The following is a 16771-nucleotide window of genomic DNA, read 5'->3' on the forward strand; positions in this document are numbered from 1 at the left end:
CGGATTCAAGAAAGGTGGAGAAGGATTTGACAGTATTAATGAATGAAGAAAAGAAAGCAGAAAGTATCGTTACATTTAATGATTTTCAAATACCAGGCGTTATTCGCTTTGGAGAAGGAGCTTTAGTAACAATTAAAGACGAGGTCTTAGCTAAAAAACCTTCAAAAATATTTATTGTCAGTGATAAAGGAGTTGAAAAAGCCGGCTTAGTAGATGAATTAAAAAATGTATTGAAACCGCTTGAAATACCGATAGAAACAATGACAGATATTGTGGGAGAACCGACTTTCGCATTGGTCGAAAGAACTATCAAAATACTAAACCAATCGGAAGCTGATTTTGTTATAGGAATCGGTGGAGGAAGTGCGCTGGATGTTGCCAAAGCAAGTGCTGCTCTACAGGATAAAAAAGACCTAGAGGATTACTTCAGTGGAAATAAAATAATAGAAGATCGAACCATGTCTTGTGTACTTCTGCCAACTACATCTGGAACAGGTGCAGAAGTAACGAAAAATGCTATTTTTGCTGATGAAGAAGAAGGTGTGAAAAAAGGAATTGTCAGCTCTGCTTTGTTACCTGATACAGCTATCGTAGACCCTAAATTAACGCTTTCCTGTCCTGCAAGGGTGACGGCGGCATCAGGAGTAGATGCTTTCACTCATGCAATTGAATCGTATATATCGACAAATGCTACAGAACAGACACGGATTTATTCTGAAAAATCAATGAAACTTTTTGCAAAACACATTACAAATGCTGTACATAATGGCAGCAATATAAAGGATCGGTCAGGAATGAGTTGGGCAAGCCTATTGGGAGGAGTTTCATTGGCAAACGCAGGTGTTGGAGCTGTTCATGCAATGGCTTACCCGTTAGGAGGGACGTATCATATTGAACATGGTGTAGCAAATGCTCTTTTAATGCCTTATGTTTTTAAAGTTATTGGAAAAACATGTACTAACGATATGGTCAGAGTTGCTTCTTTCATAGAAATTGGTGATTTTAGTAACTCTAAACATCAGGCGCTGGATGCGGTAGTCAATTATTTGATGAAACTGTTGAAAGATTTAAACTTACCGACTTCTTTAAAGGAATTGGGAGTGAAACAATCCGACCTGCCTAATTTAGCAGAGCAGGCATCTCAAGTTAAAAGATTGTTATCAAATACACCTTATCGTTTAAGTGAAGAGCAGATTCTTCGTATTTATGAAGATGCTTATGAAGGAGGCGAATGATAGCGATGGAAGTAAAACAACATCAGTTCTTTATTAATGGCGAGTGGATAGAAGGAGAAGAGCATTACGATTTAATTGCCCCTTACAACAAAGAAGTAATTGCGCATATCCCATTAGCGGATGAGGATACTGTGGAAAAAGCTGTTGCAAGTGCGAAAGCTGCAACGGATAAGATGAAGAAACTAACACTATTAGAACGCTCCACGATTTTAGAAAAAGTCGTTGCCATTTTCACAGAAAAGCAGGAAGAATGTGCGAAAATCTTAGCTTTTGAAAACGCAAAGCCTATACAGATGGCGAGAGGTGAGATTCAGAGAACGATAGAAACATATAAATTTGCAGCTGAGGAAGCGAAGAAAATTGCTGGAGAAGTAATTCCGATGGATGCAGCGAAAAACGGTGCAGGCAGATTCGGTTTTACAAAGAAAGAACCACTTGGTGTTATCGCAGCAATCACACCGTTTAATTTCCCGTTTAACCTTGTAGCTCATAAGTTAGGCCCAGCATTTGCCATGGGAAATACTGTTGTTTTAAAACCGGCATCTCAAACACCATTAAGTGCGATTATGACAGCAAAAATCTTTGAGGAAGCGGGATTACCAGAAGGAGCATTAAATCTAGTGTTTGGTTCTGGAAGAACAGTAGGTGATGCGCTTGTGACGCATGAAGATATTAAGATGGTCACGTTCACTGGAAGTGTTCCAGTAGGAAAAGGTATCCGTGAGAAAGCAGGCCTCAAGCGAGTGACGTTGGAATTAGGTTCAAACTCTGCAGTGATTCTTGATCACGCGGATGATTTAGCGGAGGTTGCTGCCAAATGTGCGAACGGAGCATTCTCATACTCTGGACAAACTTGTATTTCTGTACAGCGTGTCTATGTAAAAGATAAGTTCTACGATGCGTTTATGGATGCACTAACCAAAGAAGTAGAAGACATTAAAGTAGGAAATCCATTAAACGAGGACACCGTCGTATCTGCACTCATTCACGAGCAGGAAGCAGAGCGTGTGGAGAAGTGGATTCAAGAGGTGAGTAAAGAACAGGTTGCAAGGGGTGGCGAAAGATCCGGTTCGGTCATTCAACCGACTGTTCTAACCAATATCGATTCTCATTTCTCAGTCATTAGAGATGAAGCTTTTGCTCCGATTATGGTTGTGAACAAGTATGAGACATGGGAAGAAGCCGTGGAGTTAGTGAATGATTCGCAATATGGTTTGCAGGCGGGAGTATTTACAGATTCACTTCAAAAAGCGTTTCAAGCTGTAGATGATTTGGAAGTAGGTGGCGTGATTATCAATGATATTCCTACTTACCGTGTCGATCATATGCCATATGGTGGGGTGAAGAATAGCGGTACGGGCCGTGAGGGCATTCGATTCTCGATGGATGAGATGTCTGAGTTGAAGCTAGGTGTAATGAACTTAAATTAAGTTTTTAAATAAAAATATCAATTGATAGAAAGGGAGATTTCATAATGAAAGATACAAAAAGCAGTGCTGTTGCAACGAAGGAAAAGGAAGAACAAACATATGCAGTAGAGAAGCCTAAGAGCAGTAAACCGGTTAAAGAAACGAAGACGAATCAGACTGATCTTTCGAAACTTGTTTTCTATGCGGATAGTTCAGATGTTAATATGGTCGATTCTAAAGATGATGATGACTATTTGGAGATTGATACAAAACATATTAAGAAACAAAGTATGGAAGGTTTCGGCGACTACCATAACATCATCGACTATATCGTTCGTATTACAAGACAAATTTGGAAAGAGAAAGATATTGGACTTATTTACGATACGTACAGCCATGGAGTACAAATCCACAGAGGCTTAATCAATAGCCACGGGGTAAATGAAGTAGTTGCAGGTACACTCCAAACGTTACAATCTTTCCCAGATCGTACGGGTCTTGGTTGGAGTATTGTCTGGTCAGGTAATGATAAAGAGGGATTCTTCACATCTCATAGAGGTAGATCGATTGGGACGAATTTAGGAGATACGTTATATGGTCCGGCTACAGGAAACAAAGTCGTATTCCGTACAACAGCAGATTGCTTGATTCATGAAAACAAGATTTATGAAGAGTGGTTAGTAATGGATACATTCCATCTGGTTCAGCAGTTAGGATATGATCCAATCGAGATTGCGAAGCGTACGGCGAAACAAACGAGCAAACTTGCTCCATCGTTACAGTTCAGTGTTTCTCAGTCAGCAGAATCTGGATTGCAGCCAAGAGCGTATGTGCCACAACATGATGGATTTGAGATTGGTGACTTTATGCTAATGCTTTTCAATCAAGTATGGGACCGTCGTTCGATTAATAAAGTGAAAGATTTCTATGATAACAATGCGGTTCTTCACTATGTGTGTAACAAGGATATGGTCGGTCAAAGCGAGATTCAAGGTATGTTTATTAATCTATTCGCGTCCGTTCCAAACTCCAAAGTAATTGTAGAGCGTGTGACGTGTAATAAGCGTAACAATGAAGGGGACTGGGATGTAGCGGTTCGTTGGAGAGTTCAAGGGTTGCACAGTGGTATTGGATACTTCGGAGCGCCGAGTGGTAAGCCAATCGAAATCCATGGAATGAACCATTACAAAGTGAGAAATGAAAAGATCCTTGAAGAGTGGATGCTATTTGATGGTATGGAAGTGTTACGTCAAATTTACACAGAGAATGATGTAGATCGAGGTAGTGAAAGTGAAGGTCATGGAATCGATGATGGCAACTTTACTGGCGTATCCTAAGCGGGATGTCGATAACGTTTCCTATATGATTTATAACTAAATATATTGAAAAATGTAAACGATGAGGTGATTCGTTTGAAGAAGCTTATGTTGTTTATCCTTCTCCTTACTTTGGTTTCTCTCTTAGCTGCCTGTTCGCTTAACAATGCAGAAAGTGAGGAAGATAAATTAACTATTGCGGTTACGGAGGGGAATATCGGCCAGTTTAACCAATGGAAAGCTAGGAGTAGTGAGTTCACCGAGGAGACTGGAATCGAAGTAGAATTTATTGGAATACCATATGAAAGTTTACTAGATCGAATTTTAGCAGAAGGAATATCTGGAAAGCCAACGTTTGATTTAGTAACGCATTTGGATGTAATGGGTCCTTCTTTATCGACGTTCCTAGAGCCATTGAATGAGTACGCAGATGCAGACTTCTTTGATCGGTTCCCGGACTCAATTGTGGAGTTATCCACTTTTGAAGATAAAATTTATAGCGTTCCATTACGTGCGAACGCACAAATTTTATTATATAGAAAAGATGTTTTTGAAGACTTAGGCATTGACCCACCTAAGACATGGGAGGACTTAGAAGCAGCTGGTGATATTATTACCGAAGAGACGGATATGAGTGCAATAACTCCTTATTTTAAAGCCGGTAAGAATGGGCAGAACTTGTCCATTTGGGCGACGTACTTATGGGGAAATGGTGCTGAAATCTTAGATGAAAATAACCAACCAGTTTTTAACAGCCCAGAAGGTATCGCGGCAACAGAACAATACATTGATTTATTAAGGGATGGCTTGGCTCCAAAAGGTGCGGTTTCCTTTGATGAACAAGAGTCAAGAACACATTTTAAGCAAGGACGATCAGCAATGTGGATTGGCTGGTGGTGGGTGTACTCTGATTTTAATGAGAGTGACTCCTCCGCTGAAGAAGTTCGCGGCAATGTCGGCTTTACTACCGTTCCTACATGGGAAGGTGGAGAGCAAGTATCTGGTATTTCTACATTCCCAATTGCAATGATGGAAAGCTCGAAAAAGAAGGAAGAGGCATGGAAGTTCATAGAGTGGTTAAGTAGACCAGAGAATGAAAAGAGTATTGTCATGGACTCGCTTGAAGATAAAGTGCCAGCGGATCAATTTTCAACGGATATCGTGCAGCTTGAAAACTTGAGAGATGAGGAGTTAAACGAGGCTGGAGATAACCTCTTTAATATAGGTGGAGATAGTTTTGAAAATGCGAAAATCTTCCCTACGTTGCGAGAGTGGCCACAAGTATCGACGGTCTTAAGCCGAGCAATATCGGATATTGCAACAGGTGAAGACGCGAAGACGGAGCTTGATGCGGCAGCCGAGGAGATTGAAAGAATACTAGAGGATTAAGTAATCACATTAGAGATAATTGATACGGAGTGCGTATTAGGTGGGAGGAGAAAAATGGGTAATAAATATTTCAAATATATTCTTCTAGCTCCTGCGTTGCTTATTATGGCTATAATTACTATTTTTCCATTAATTCGATCGCTTTGGATAAGTTTTCATGAATGGAAGCTTACCGAAAGTTTGAAAATGGGCGCCTTTATCGGGTTTGATAACTATGTAAAAGCGTTCAGTGACCCGAATTTTTGGAATAGTGCATGGGTAACGTTGGTATTTACTGTAGCGGCAGTCCTTGTGACAATTAGTTGTGCGATCATGGTAGCGCTACTGTTAAGTAAGGAGAAAACATATATTTCTTATTTACGAGCAATACTAATTATTCCATTTGCTTTAAGTCCCGCTCTTGTCGGGTATTCGTGGAGGTTCATGTTGAACCCTGACTATGGTGTGTTTTCTGCGATCGTCGGTTTCTTCTTTCCTCCTCTAGCAGATGTGGTTTGGTTAGGTAATACAGTAACAGCGATGATTGCATTGATTTCTGTGGTGGTCTGGATCTGGTTACCATTTATGTCATTGATGTTTATCAGTGGCATTATGGGTCTGCCAAAGGAAGTGTATGAAGCAGCAAAAATGGATGGAGCAAATAGCATTCAGACCTTTTTCCGAATTACATTACCGATGATTCAACCAATTGTGCTCATCGCAACGATTTTAATGACGATGTTCTCCTTGAAGCAATTTGACCCAATCGTAACGCTAACAAGCGGTGGACCAGGGAATTCAACGGAAGTACTGAACTTCCTCGTGTACACGCAATCGTTTAGATACTTTGATATGGGTTACGGGGCAGCACTCGGATACATCTTAGCTATTATCACAATTGGATTTGTGCTTGTATACATGCGTAAATTGGTGAAAGGAGATGAGTGGAACTAATGAATGCGAATAGCTTAAAGCGTAAAAAAATGTTCATTTCAATTGCTGAGTTACTTGGTGTTTTGTTGGTTGTTACCTTTCTCTTTTTCCCAATACTTTGGATTCTAATCACGTCGTTTAAATCCGGAGAAGATGTATATTCGCTTAGTCTCATATTTGAACCGACACTGGATAACTTCCGGGCGATCTTCAATACGGAGAATAATTTTGGCAAATATTACATGAACAGTATTATCGTTGTATTTTTTACGCTAATTATCACGTTACCGGTAAGTGTGTTAGCTGCATACAGCATATCTCGTTACAAAATACCGGGTAAAGCATTACTAATGTTTGCAATATTGGCAACACAATTCATCCCGTTAATTGTAAATGTTATCCCTTTCTTCTCTGCATTCCGTAACTGGGGACTATTGGATACGACGATTGCGCTAATTATCGTCAACTTAGGACATACGATTCCATATGCAATATGGTTAATTAAAGGATTTATGGATAGCATTCCCATTGATATGGAGGAAGCTGGCTCAATTGATGGTGCTAGTAGATTACGAATCTTGTGGAATATCGTATTGCCAATTGCAAAGCCAGGAATCATTACAGCGACGGTATTCTGTTTTGTAGTCGTATGGAATGAATTTATGTTTGCGTTAATTCTAACAAGTAGAGAAGCAATTACACTTCCAGTAGCACTTTCCTACTTTATTGGTGAGAACGGAGTAGTTTGGAATGAAATGGCAGCTGCGGGAGTGATTTATGTTATACCTACGATCATCTTTATGCTTATTGTACGTAAGGAATTTGTAAAAGGAATGAGTGCAGGTGCGATTAAATAAGTAGTTTAGCTATCAATCGTTTAACTTAAAAATTGTTGTGAAGAGGAGATGTACTTGTGGAGTATATAAAAAAGTCAACGAACATAAAAACAGAAACATCAGTAGCAACGGAACAAACGGTAAAGGATGTTATTAAAGATATCCAATTAAATGGTGATGAGGCAATTCATAAATACGAGAAGAAGTTTGGCAATAACGATCGTACGTCACTTCGTCTATCTGAAGAAGAAATCGAGAGTGCGATTGCGAGTTTAACAGATGAACAAAAGAGTTTAATAGATAACGTAGTAGAGCGCGTGAGTAACTTTGCGAAAGCGCAATTGGATTGCTTACTTCCATTAGATAGAGATTTTGGAGATGGCATTCGTTTGGGACATAAGTTAATCCCAGTGGAAACTGTTGGTACGTATGTGCCAGGCGGAAGATTCCCATTATTGTCTAGTGGAGTAATGGTAGCTGCCCCAGCAAAAGTAGCTGGTGTAAAGCGTATCATTGCATGTAGTCCTGCAAATTACAATGGCAGCATTCATCCAGCAATCATCTACGGATTAAAGCAATCGGGAGTTACCGAGATCTTTGCGATTGGTGGCGCTCAAGCAATAGCTGCGATGGCATACGGATCAGAAAGTGTTCCACAAGTAGATGTCATCTCCGGACCAGGTAACCGTTTCGTTGCAGAAGCGAAACGACAAGTATTCGGAGAAGTGGGCATTGACCTAGTGGCAGGACCAAGTGAAGTTGTGGTGTTTGCTGACGAATTTTCAAAACCGGATCTTATTGCTGCAGACTTACTTGCACAAGCAGAGCATGATCCGAATGCGAGAGCCATCTTAATTATCACTTCCAAAGAATTAGGAGAAAACACGATGCTAGAAGTAGAGAAATTATTAGAGCAGTTTGATGAGAATTCTCCAGCTCATGAGTCATGGAATAAGATGGGCGAAATTATTGTAGTCGATTCGATTCAAGAAGGAATTGAAGTGTGTAATGAGTTTGCAGGCGAGCATCTTCACCTTCATTTAAAAGAGACAGAAGAAGCGGTAGAGCAGATTCACAATTACGGTTCTCTATTTATTGGTGAGAATAGTTCGGTTGTGTTCTCTGATAAGGTATCGGGTACGAATCATACATTGCCGACAAACCGTGGTGGTAGATATACCGGCGGACTTTGGGTTGGAAGTTACGTCAAAGTAGCGACATTCCAAGAGATTACTGGACCCGGCGTAAACACGTTGGCAACGCATGCGAGTCGACAGTCAGAGATGGAAGGTTTAGAGGGACACCATTTGTCTGCATTCAAACGAAAAGCGCAGGCAGAGTTTTCTAAATAAAACAATAAAATCGATTTATCACATATTCTAAGGAGGAATTTACAATGACAACTACTAAAAAGACAAATTACACAAAGGAAACAATTGAAAGAGATTGGACAGTACGTTTTGATGAAATTAAGGATAAAGCAATTCCATTGATGTTTATCGATAGTATTATTCCAGGACATAACCGGCTTAATTATGCTTTGATTGGTGACACAGCAAGTGAAAATGAAAATTATAATCCGGTAATTACAGAACCGCATGGCTTTCAAATTGGTATGGTAAAGGCTCCTAAAGGTAACGGCCCTGCATTCCATACGCATGAGTATATTGAAACATTCTTCGTACTAACAGGTGAGTGGAGATTCTACTGGGGAAATAGTGAAGACGAAATTGAAGGAGAAACAATCTTAAAGCCTTGGGATATGATTTCATTACCTCCGTATATGTATAGAGGCTTTGAAAATATTGCGGAAGAAGATGCTTGGTTATTCTCTATCTTAGAGCAGCACGAAGTATTCGATCGTCCAGATCCAATTTGGGATCCAAAAGTAGTGAAAAAAGGGGAAGAATATAACTTCCGTGTAGATGATAAAGGTAAAATGATAGCTCCAGAGAACTTTAGTCAGCTTGAAGAAGAAATGGCCAAAAAATTAAAAATGGGTGAAATATAAATCTAAGAGCAGCTATGTTACTAGTATGAACTGTAAGTAATCGATTTTTATTATACTCAGATAGATACAGTTAGAAAATTTTTATTAAGGGTGAGTTATCCTTGGAAAAAGCAAGTTATTTAAAGCAGAACAATAAAATCCCACTACTATTACTTCCTGGCACACTTTGTAATGAAAAGTTATGGGAACATCAGATAGCGTATTTAGCAGATATAGCAGCTATTCAAGTTGGGGATTTAACTCAAGACAATACGATAGAAGATATGGCATCGAGTGTTTTGGATAAAGCTCCTGAAACCTTTGCACTTGCAGGATTATCATTGGGGGGGATCGTTGCAATTGAAATTATGAGACAAGCCCCTGAACGTGTTACACAGCTAGCTTTGCTGGATACGAATCCAAGGTCTCCTACTTGTGCTCAAATTGAAGCTTGGAATAAGTTCATTCAAATGAGCAAAGAAGGAAAGTTTACAAGTATAACAAAGGACTACTTAATGCCGGGATTAATACGCCAGTCTAGTCAGAACTCATCACTTAGTCAAGCGATAATAGATATGGCAGAGGAAGTCGGACCGGAGGCAATGGAAAGACAGATGACAGCATTGATGCATCGTCCTGATGCGTTTAAAATACTGCCTTCGATTAAATGTCCTGTGAGCGTCATGGTTGGACTGGAAGATAGTGTTTGCCCTGTTGAAATGAGCAATGAACTGGTTCGGGAAATTCCAAATTCTCAACTGACGATAGTCAAAGATGCGGGACACTTGAGCAGCTTAGATAATCCGATGGAAGTTTCCCGTAAATTAAAAGAGTGGCTACAGCAAAATAGCTTAAAGGGAGCATGAGAGTAAATGACTAAAAGACTAAAACAACGAATATTTAACAATGAAAAAGTCTTAGGGGGATTTGTAAACTCATATAATCCCTCACTTGTTGAAATGCTTGGCTTTAATGGGTATGACTTCGTTGTGATTGATAACGAACATGGGGCATTCAGTCAATCTGAAATTACAGATATGATACGTGCTGCGAAACGAACAAATATGTCACCAGTAGTACGCACTTCCTACGATCCTTCATCTGTGCAAAAGGCTTTAGATAGTGGTGCGGAAGGCATCCAGGTACCAATGGTCAATAATCGAGAGCAGGCAGAGGAAGTTGTTTCCAAAGCCAAGTATCCTCCAATTGGAATGCGGGGAGTTGCTTACTCTATTCCAGCAGCACAATATGGAACATTAAGCGGAAGGTCTTATTTAGATCAAGCAAACAAAGATAATCTTATATCTGTACACATTGAGACAAAGGAAGCTGTAGAAAATTTTGAAGAAATCATCGCTGTAAATGAAATTGATATAGCTTTTATTGGTTCAACAGATTTAGCTGTTAATTTAGGCTATGATAACCCTAATGATTCAGGGGTACAAGATATAATATCAAATCTGTTTGAAAGAGCAAAAGACCATGATATAAAGATGGGATTAGTAGCATCTGACACAGCTTCAACTGTAAAAGCTTTTAATCAAGGAGCTAGCTATGTTTCCGTTGTAACGAATAAGATAATAACAGATGCTTTAAAAGAAGTAGTATCAAATTCTAAAAACTAAGATAATGTTTTAAAAACAAAGTACATCTCGGCTCACAATGAATGTTCTATTAGCATTGGTATGAGTACTAAAATTCGAGATGTACTTTCTTCTTGCTTAAAGGAGATACAGATAGATGATTGAAAATGAACATTTTTTTAGAGAGGAGAGTTTCTATGGGATTTTCTATAGAAGAGCTTTTAGAAGGATATAAAAGGCGTACATATTCTCCTATTGAAATCACTAATAATTACTTAAAGAGAATTAAAGAAATGGATACGACGCTTCATTCCTATATTACCTTAATGGAAGAAAGAGCTCTTGAGCAGGCTGAAAAAGTTGAAGCAACATGGAAAAACAGAGAGAAAATGAATTTGTACGGTATACCAACTTCATTTAAAGATGCGATTGACATTGCGGGATTCCCTACAACAAATGGATCGAAAATTGATAAAAATAATATTGCCAAAAGTAATGCAGAAGTGGTAAATGTATTGGAGGTATCAGGCTGTATTACCTTAGGGAAAAATAACATGTCTGAATATGCGGCAGATGTTACCTCTAAGAACGAACATTTCGGAAATGTACTTAATCCTCTGAATAAGAATAGAACCGCAGGAGGATCAAGCAGCGGATCTGCCGTATCTGTTGCAGCAGAATTAAGCATCGGTTCAATTGGAACAGATACCTCAGGATCAGTACGAGTACCGGCAGCTTGCTGTGGAGTTGTAGGAGTCAAGCCTACAACTGGGTTGATAGGAATGAAAGGAGTAATGCCTCTTTCATGGACATTGGATCACATTGGAGTTATTGCAAATAATATTGATGATACAAAATATTTAATGGAGGCACTCACCGGAACAAAATACGGAAAATTTGATGATAAAAACGGATTAAACGATGTAAAGATTGGTCTTCCCAATGTGTATTTTAATGAATTTAATGATAATACTACGAATTTGATGATGGAAATGGTGATAAATCATCTGGTAAAGTTAGGAGCTCAGCTTAAAAATGTCGACGTCTCCTTTCTGAATAATGATTCGTTAAAGTTGTCTAGAACAATAGGAACCTCAGAAATTACGGTTGGACATAATGAAAAGTATACACTTCATAAACAATCATACAATGAAGGGTTAGTACAAACCTTTAAAAAAGGAAATAACATACTTGCATTTGAATATCTGAATGCTCTCAAGATAAGAGAAGAATGGAAATTTAAAATGGATAGTCTCCTAAAGGAAGTAGATATCATGATAACACCGACAATGCCAATTCTTCCTCCGTATATTCATGAAGAACAGGTATTTAACGGGAAAGAATATGAGGCAATTGGAGACTATATGGTTCGAAATACTTCTCCATTTAATTTTACGGGTCATCCTGCATTGACAATGCCTTCTGGGATGAAAGAGGATGGTGTTTCTCTAGGCTTTCAAATGATTACAAGCTATTATAGAGAGGATCTTCTTTTTAAAACGGGAAAAATATATGAACAGTTTATCAAATAGATTATTAGATTTCTGTATTCGATTCAACTGTGATAGGAGATCAAGAACTTACTATTCGTTATGAATAAAACGGGCAAACAATAAATAGTTGAAGCATTTCAAGAGTTTATAAAATCTCTTGGAATATCATCGAGATGAAGAGCTGATTTCCGATGACGCATATGATTTGTTGAATCGTAACACAGAGTATTTACTTGAAGAAGTATTGCAATGGATTTTTTTGGGTTTTTATTAACAAGATTAATAGAGGAAAATACTACGGGAGATTAATTGTCTTCCATAGTATTTTTATTGTCATTAGATTAAAACAGTTTTTAATTATAAATAATAGTAGCTATTTAATTCTGTGAAATTATTCCATACTAAAACCAGCTCCATAGACACTGACTCAATCGTCCACAAATGGCTGCGAGAAACTTTACACAGATGGTTCATTTTTTCCGCATTACTAAGAATGATTACATTCTGGTCTGAGCCTATTATGTTTAGGATGGAAGTAATTGATGGGTTATTGAAGGAAGCGGGGAATTTCGAAGATCAAATATGTTACATGTAGCGTCAAACAGAATAATCACTATAGGCACCACTTGTAAAAAAGTGGTATTTTTTATGCCTAAATTTATCTAAGAATCGAATTAGATAAATCTAAAACGTAGTATCTAATATCCAATGTGTATGTATATTAGTATAAAGAAAACTTAGACCAATTATCTAACATTGAATAGCCCAATTAGTGTTCGAATATCATTGCAAAAGTTGGGTTCAATTTGTATTGAATCAGCATTGTAAGCGTTTTACAATAAGATTAAGATTTGGAGGGTACCCATTGTTTGATCAACGATCTTATAAATTGTTAGAAGAATTAATAAAACATGACAAAATAACAAAGCAAGAGATATTAATCCAATTAAACTTATCTGAACGACAGTTGATGTATGACTTGGAGAAAGTGAACGAAGTACTAACGGTCAATGACTTACCGTCAATTAAAATATCGAACCAGGTCATTATTATTAAGAAACAACTAAAGACGTTATTTAAAACTAACAATTTAGATCTTAATGCTAATCAGTTCGTTATATCTGAACAGGATAGATCATACTTGATCTATTTGTATACATTTATTAGAAGAGAGCCTATTTCTAATTACCATATTCAGCTGTTACTGGGAGTTAGTAAGAATACAGCTCTTAACGATGTAAAAAGATTGAAAGAAATAAGTAAGAATAGGAATGTTGACTTTATTTATACTCGTTTGGATGGATATCATTTTGTTGGTACTGAATTAGACAAGCGGAGGCTAGCAATATATTGTGTCAATCATTTACTGTCTCAACCACTTGGGAAAGAAATAATTGTCTTGGCACTTAAGTCTTGGGGTAAGGAAGAAGTTCTTGTAGAAACACAGCAGATTATTGATCAGTATTTGGAGTCTAAAGAGCTATCGTTAGTTAAAAGTAGAAAAACAGAGATGATTATCTACCTAACTCTAATAAAAGTTCGTCTGTTGAAGAAGGAGTTATCTTTTAAAAGTTTAGAAAAACAGATGCTTGAAGGGCAGAGTATGTTTAAGCATGGTAAAGCATTATCAAGAAAATTATTTCCTGGAGGAGGTGAGGAGGAAAGTTATTTTGTAACGATACAGTTATTGATGACACTTCATGTAGTCCCAATATCTGAAAATCCTGCTTTAGAGGTATTAGCAGGACAGATTATGGATGAATTTGAAAAAAATACGTTACTACCAATTGAAGATAAAGAGTTTCTAAAGCAAAGTCTATATAATCATTTAGTTCCAGCATTTTTTAGAATTTCATTTGAGATTCCGCTTTTTAATCCATTAACTGATCGAATACAGACGGAGTATACAGAACTTTTTCAATTTGTTAAGCGATCATTAACCCCGTTGACGCTTTGGACTGGCAAAGAAATTAGCAAAGATGAAATTGGATTTTTCACTATACTTTTCGGGGGGTTCTTGGATAAAGGTAAAAAGATGAATTCAGAGAAAATAACTGGGTTAATTATCTGTTCGAATGGAGTAAGCTCGTCAATCATGTTAGAGGCGCAATTAAGAGAACTGTTTCCTGATATTCGTTTGTTGAGAGTAAGTAATCGTGACAGATTGGAAGATATACCTACAGACACGTATGACGTAGTATTTTCAACGGTTCGTGTTACTTCCGTAAAGCCAGTCTTCATGGTTAAACCTTTACTATCAGATGTGGAAAAGAATTATTTAATTCGATCCGTATTACAACAATTTCCAAGGTTGAATGAACGAAATGTCTCGGTGGATCAGTTAATGGAGCTAATTAAGAAACATTCAGAGGTAAAAGATGAATATAAGCTATATTCCGAAATAGTTCATTTATTTTATGCACAAAACAAAATCAAGGGGATGGACAAACCAATGTTATCAGAGTTATTAACAAAAGAAACAATCCATTTTACAGAGGAAAAATTGGATTGGAGAAATGCAATCAATAAAGCATCACAACCATTGGTAGAATCCAATAAAATACAGAAGCAGTATGTGGATGCGATGATAAAGAAAGTGGAAGAAGTGGGTACGTATATTCACATTGGAAAAGGGGTCGCTATTCCACATGCGAGACCGGAAAATGGAGTGAATCAGCTAGGGATGTCCTTCCTTAGAACAAAATCATCAGTTTTGCTTTTAAATCAGGAGGAACATAAAATTGATATCTTTATTTGTTTAGCTGCGATAGATAGTGAAGCACATCTAAAGGCACTTGCACAGTTAACAAAAATTTTAGGTGACAATGAATTACTAGACTCTTTAAAATCAGCTGAAACGGCAGAGCAAGTCATTGAAATTATAAAAAAAGGAGAGAATCAATAATGAAATTTTTAGCTGTTTGTGGATCAGGTTTAGGAACGAGTTTTATGGTAGAGATGAATATCAACCAAATTTTAAACGAACTAGGTGTAACAGGTGTTGAAGTATCTCATTCTGATTTGAGTTCGGCAGCTCCGGGAGATGCTGATGTATTTTTCCTTGCAAAAGATATTGCTGAAGGGGGATCACATTTAGGTGAAGTGGTCGTTATGGAGAGCATCATTGATATGGATGAATTAAGAATTAAAGTAAAACAAGTAGTGGAAGAAAAAGGACTGGTTTAACAGTAGAGTATTAAAAAAGGGGGGAAAGCAATGAAAGTCTTAATTGATATTTTGAGTGAACCGGCAATTTTAGTAGCACTTATTGCTTTAATTGGTTTAATTGCACAAAGAAAGAATATGCCTGATACCATCAAAGGAACGACAAAAACTTTTGTTGGTTTTCTTGTAATTTCAGCTGGAGCAGGTATCTTAGAAACTTCACTGGTGCCTTTTGGTGCAATGTTTGAAGAAGCGTTTAATGTTAGTGGGGTTGTACCGAATAATGAAGCAATTGTTGCTTTAGCATTATCTGAATTTGGAAGAAATACTGCTTTAATCATGTTCTTTGGGATGGTTGTCAACATCTTAATAGCTCGATTTACCCGTTTCAAATATATTTTCTTGACTGGTCATCATACCCTTTATCTTGCAGCGATGCTAGCTGTAATTATGGCTGTAGCAGGGTTCGACACAGTTGGATTAATTGCTGCAGGATCTGTTGCTCTTGGTATTGTGATGACATTGTCTCCAGCTATTCTTCAGCCATTTATGCGTCAATTAACTGGAAATGATAATGTTGCGCTTGGTCACTTTAGTGCTGTAGGTTATGCTGCGAGTGGTTTAGTAGGTAAACTTTTTAAAGACAGTAAGGAAAATTCTACTGAAAATATTAACTTTCCTAAAGGATTAGGCTTTTTACGAGATAGTACAGTTAGTATAGCTTTAACAATGATCCTGATGTATTTAATTGTAGCGCTTTTTGCAGGACCTTCATTTATCGAAAGTGAACTAAGTGGAGGCACGAACTTTCTAGTATTCTCTCTAATTCAAGCTGGTAGTTTTGCAGCAGGAGTATTTATCATACTATCAGGAGTACGTTTAGTTCTAGCCGAAATCGTACCAGCATTTAAAGGAATTTCTACTAAACTGGTACCGAATGCGAAACCGGCACTTGATGTACCGATTGTGTTTACGTATGCACCGAATGCAGTGTTAATTGGTTTCTTTGCAAGTTTTGTTGGTGGGATATTCAGTATGTTTATTATGATTTTTACTGGAGGTATTATAATTCTTCCAGGTGTTGTACCTCACTTTTTCACAGGAGCTGCCGCAGGAGTTTTTGGTAATGCGACTGGGGGATTTAGAGGTGCTATTACAGGAGCCTTTGTGAACGGGATAATTATTTCGTTCCTACCAGTGTTCTTAATGCCAGTACTAGGAGATTTAGGTTTTGCTAATACGACATTTTCTGATGCTGATTTTGGTGTAACTGGTATTTTCTTTGGCTCCTTGGCTAATTATGCAGGACCAATTGCTATTACAGTAAGTTTAATTGTAATTATCGTACTAATGGCAATACCATTTAAAAAGAAGAAGCAAAACAAAATTACCTAGACATTTTATTTATAAAATAACCAATAAGACAATGGTCTTGATAATATA

The 16771-nt window shown here is 37.7% G+C and carries 14 protein-coding genes; all 14 read left to right on the forward strand.

What is annotated here, in order from left to right; translation table 11 throughout:
* The first annotated feature begins 26 nt into the window (after positions 1–26).
* The 14 genes from AQ616_RS07145 to AQ616_RS07210 all read left to right on the forward strand — a co-directional run bounded on the left by AQ616_RS07145 (position 27) and on the right by AQ616_RS07210 (position 16723).
* Positions 27–1235 (forward strand): iron-containing alcohol dehydrogenase, encoded by a 1209-nt coding sequence (locus AQ616_RS07145; protein ID WP_084822441.1) that lies wholly within the window; start codon positions 27–29, stop codon positions 1233–1235.
* A complete protein-coding gene (locus AQ616_RS07150) occupies positions 1232–2665 on the forward strand; it encodes an aldehyde dehydrogenase family protein (protein WP_069685376.1) in 1434 nt (477 codons plus the stop codon). Before AQ616_RS07145 ends, AQ616_RS07150 begins: the two co-directional genes overlap by 4 nt.
* A 44-nt stretch (positions 2666–2709) precedes the next feature.
* Positions 2710–3981, forward strand: coding sequence for an ester cyclase (locus AQ616_RS07155; protein WP_069685377.1), 1272 nt, complete (start codon positions 2710–2712; stop codon positions 3979–3981).
* Positions 3982–4047: 66 nt separating this feature from the next.
* A complete protein-coding gene (locus AQ616_RS07160) occupies positions 4048–5349 on the forward strand; it encodes an ABC transporter substrate-binding protein (RefSeq protein WP_240490488.1) in 1302 nt (433 codons plus the stop codon).
* A gap of 54 nt (positions 5350–5403) precedes the next feature.
* A complete protein-coding gene (locus AQ616_RS07165) occupies positions 5404–6282 on the forward strand; it encodes a carbohydrate ABC transporter permease (RefSeq protein ID WP_069685379.1) in 879 nt (292 codons plus the stop codon).
* Positions 6282–7118, forward strand: coding sequence for a carbohydrate ABC transporter permease (locus tag AQ616_RS07170; RefSeq protein ID WP_069685380.1), 837 nt, complete (start codon positions 6282–6284; stop codon positions 7116–7118). Before AQ616_RS07165 ends, AQ616_RS07170 begins: the two co-directional genes overlap by 1 nt.
* A 56-nt stretch (positions 7119–7174) precedes the next feature.
* Positions 7175–8449, forward strand: a complete 1275-nt coding sequence (gene hisD / locus AQ616_RS07175; RefSeq protein WP_069685381.1) for a histidinol dehydrogenase — start codon at positions 7175–7177, stop codon at positions 8447–8449.
* 44 nt (positions 8450–8493) lie between these two features.
* Positions 8494–9108 (forward strand): cupin domain-containing protein, encoded by a 615-nt coding sequence (locus tag AQ616_RS07180; RefSeq protein ID WP_069685382.1) that lies wholly within the window; start codon positions 8494–8496, stop codon positions 9106–9108.
* Between the two features lie 101 nt (positions 9109–9209).
* Entirely contained in the window at positions 9210–9953 is a 744-nt protein-coding gene (locus AQ616_RS07185) for an alpha/beta fold hydrolase (protein WP_069685383.1), read from the forward strand.
* Positions 9954–9959: 6 nt separating this feature from the next.
* Positions 9960–10712 (forward strand): HpcH/HpaI aldolase family protein, encoded by a 753-nt coding sequence (locus AQ616_RS07190; protein ID WP_069685384.1) that lies wholly within the window; start codon positions 9960–9962, stop codon positions 10710–10712.
* 155 nt (positions 10713–10867) lie between these two features.
* The gene (locus tag AQ616_RS07195) at positions 10868–12202 is read left to right on the forward strand and encodes an amidase (RefSeq protein WP_069685385.1); all 1335 of its coding nucleotides are present in this window, start codon (positions 10868–10870) and stop codon (positions 12200–12202) included.
* 826 nt (positions 12203–13028) lie between these two features.
* Positions 13029–15068: a BglG family transcription antiterminator gene (locus AQ616_RS07200; protein ID WP_069685386.1), complete on the forward strand. Its 2040-nt coding sequence runs from the start codon at positions 13029–13031 to the stop codon at positions 15066–15068.
* Positions 15068–15349 carry a PTS sugar transporter subunit IIB gene (locus tag AQ616_RS07205; RefSeq protein WP_069685387.1) on the forward strand — a complete coding sequence of 94 codons (282 nt, stop codon included), beginning with the start codon at positions 15068–15070 and terminating at the stop codon, positions 15347–15349. Before AQ616_RS07200 ends, AQ616_RS07205 begins: the two co-directional genes overlap by 1 nt.
* A 30-nt stretch (positions 15350–15379) precedes the next feature.
* Positions 15380–16723 carry a PTS ascorbate transporter subunit IIC gene (locus AQ616_RS07210; RefSeq protein WP_017798084.1) on the forward strand — a complete coding sequence of 448 codons (1344 nt, stop codon included), beginning with the start codon at positions 15380–15382 and terminating at the stop codon, positions 16721–16723.
* Positions 16724–16771 lie beyond the last annotated feature (48 nt).

Origin of the sequence: Oceanobacillus sp. E9, from assembly GCF_001741975.1 — a bacterium.
Taxonomy (GTDB): Bacteria; Bacillota; Bacilli; order Bacillales; family Amphibacillaceae; genus Oceanobacillus; species Oceanobacillus kimchii.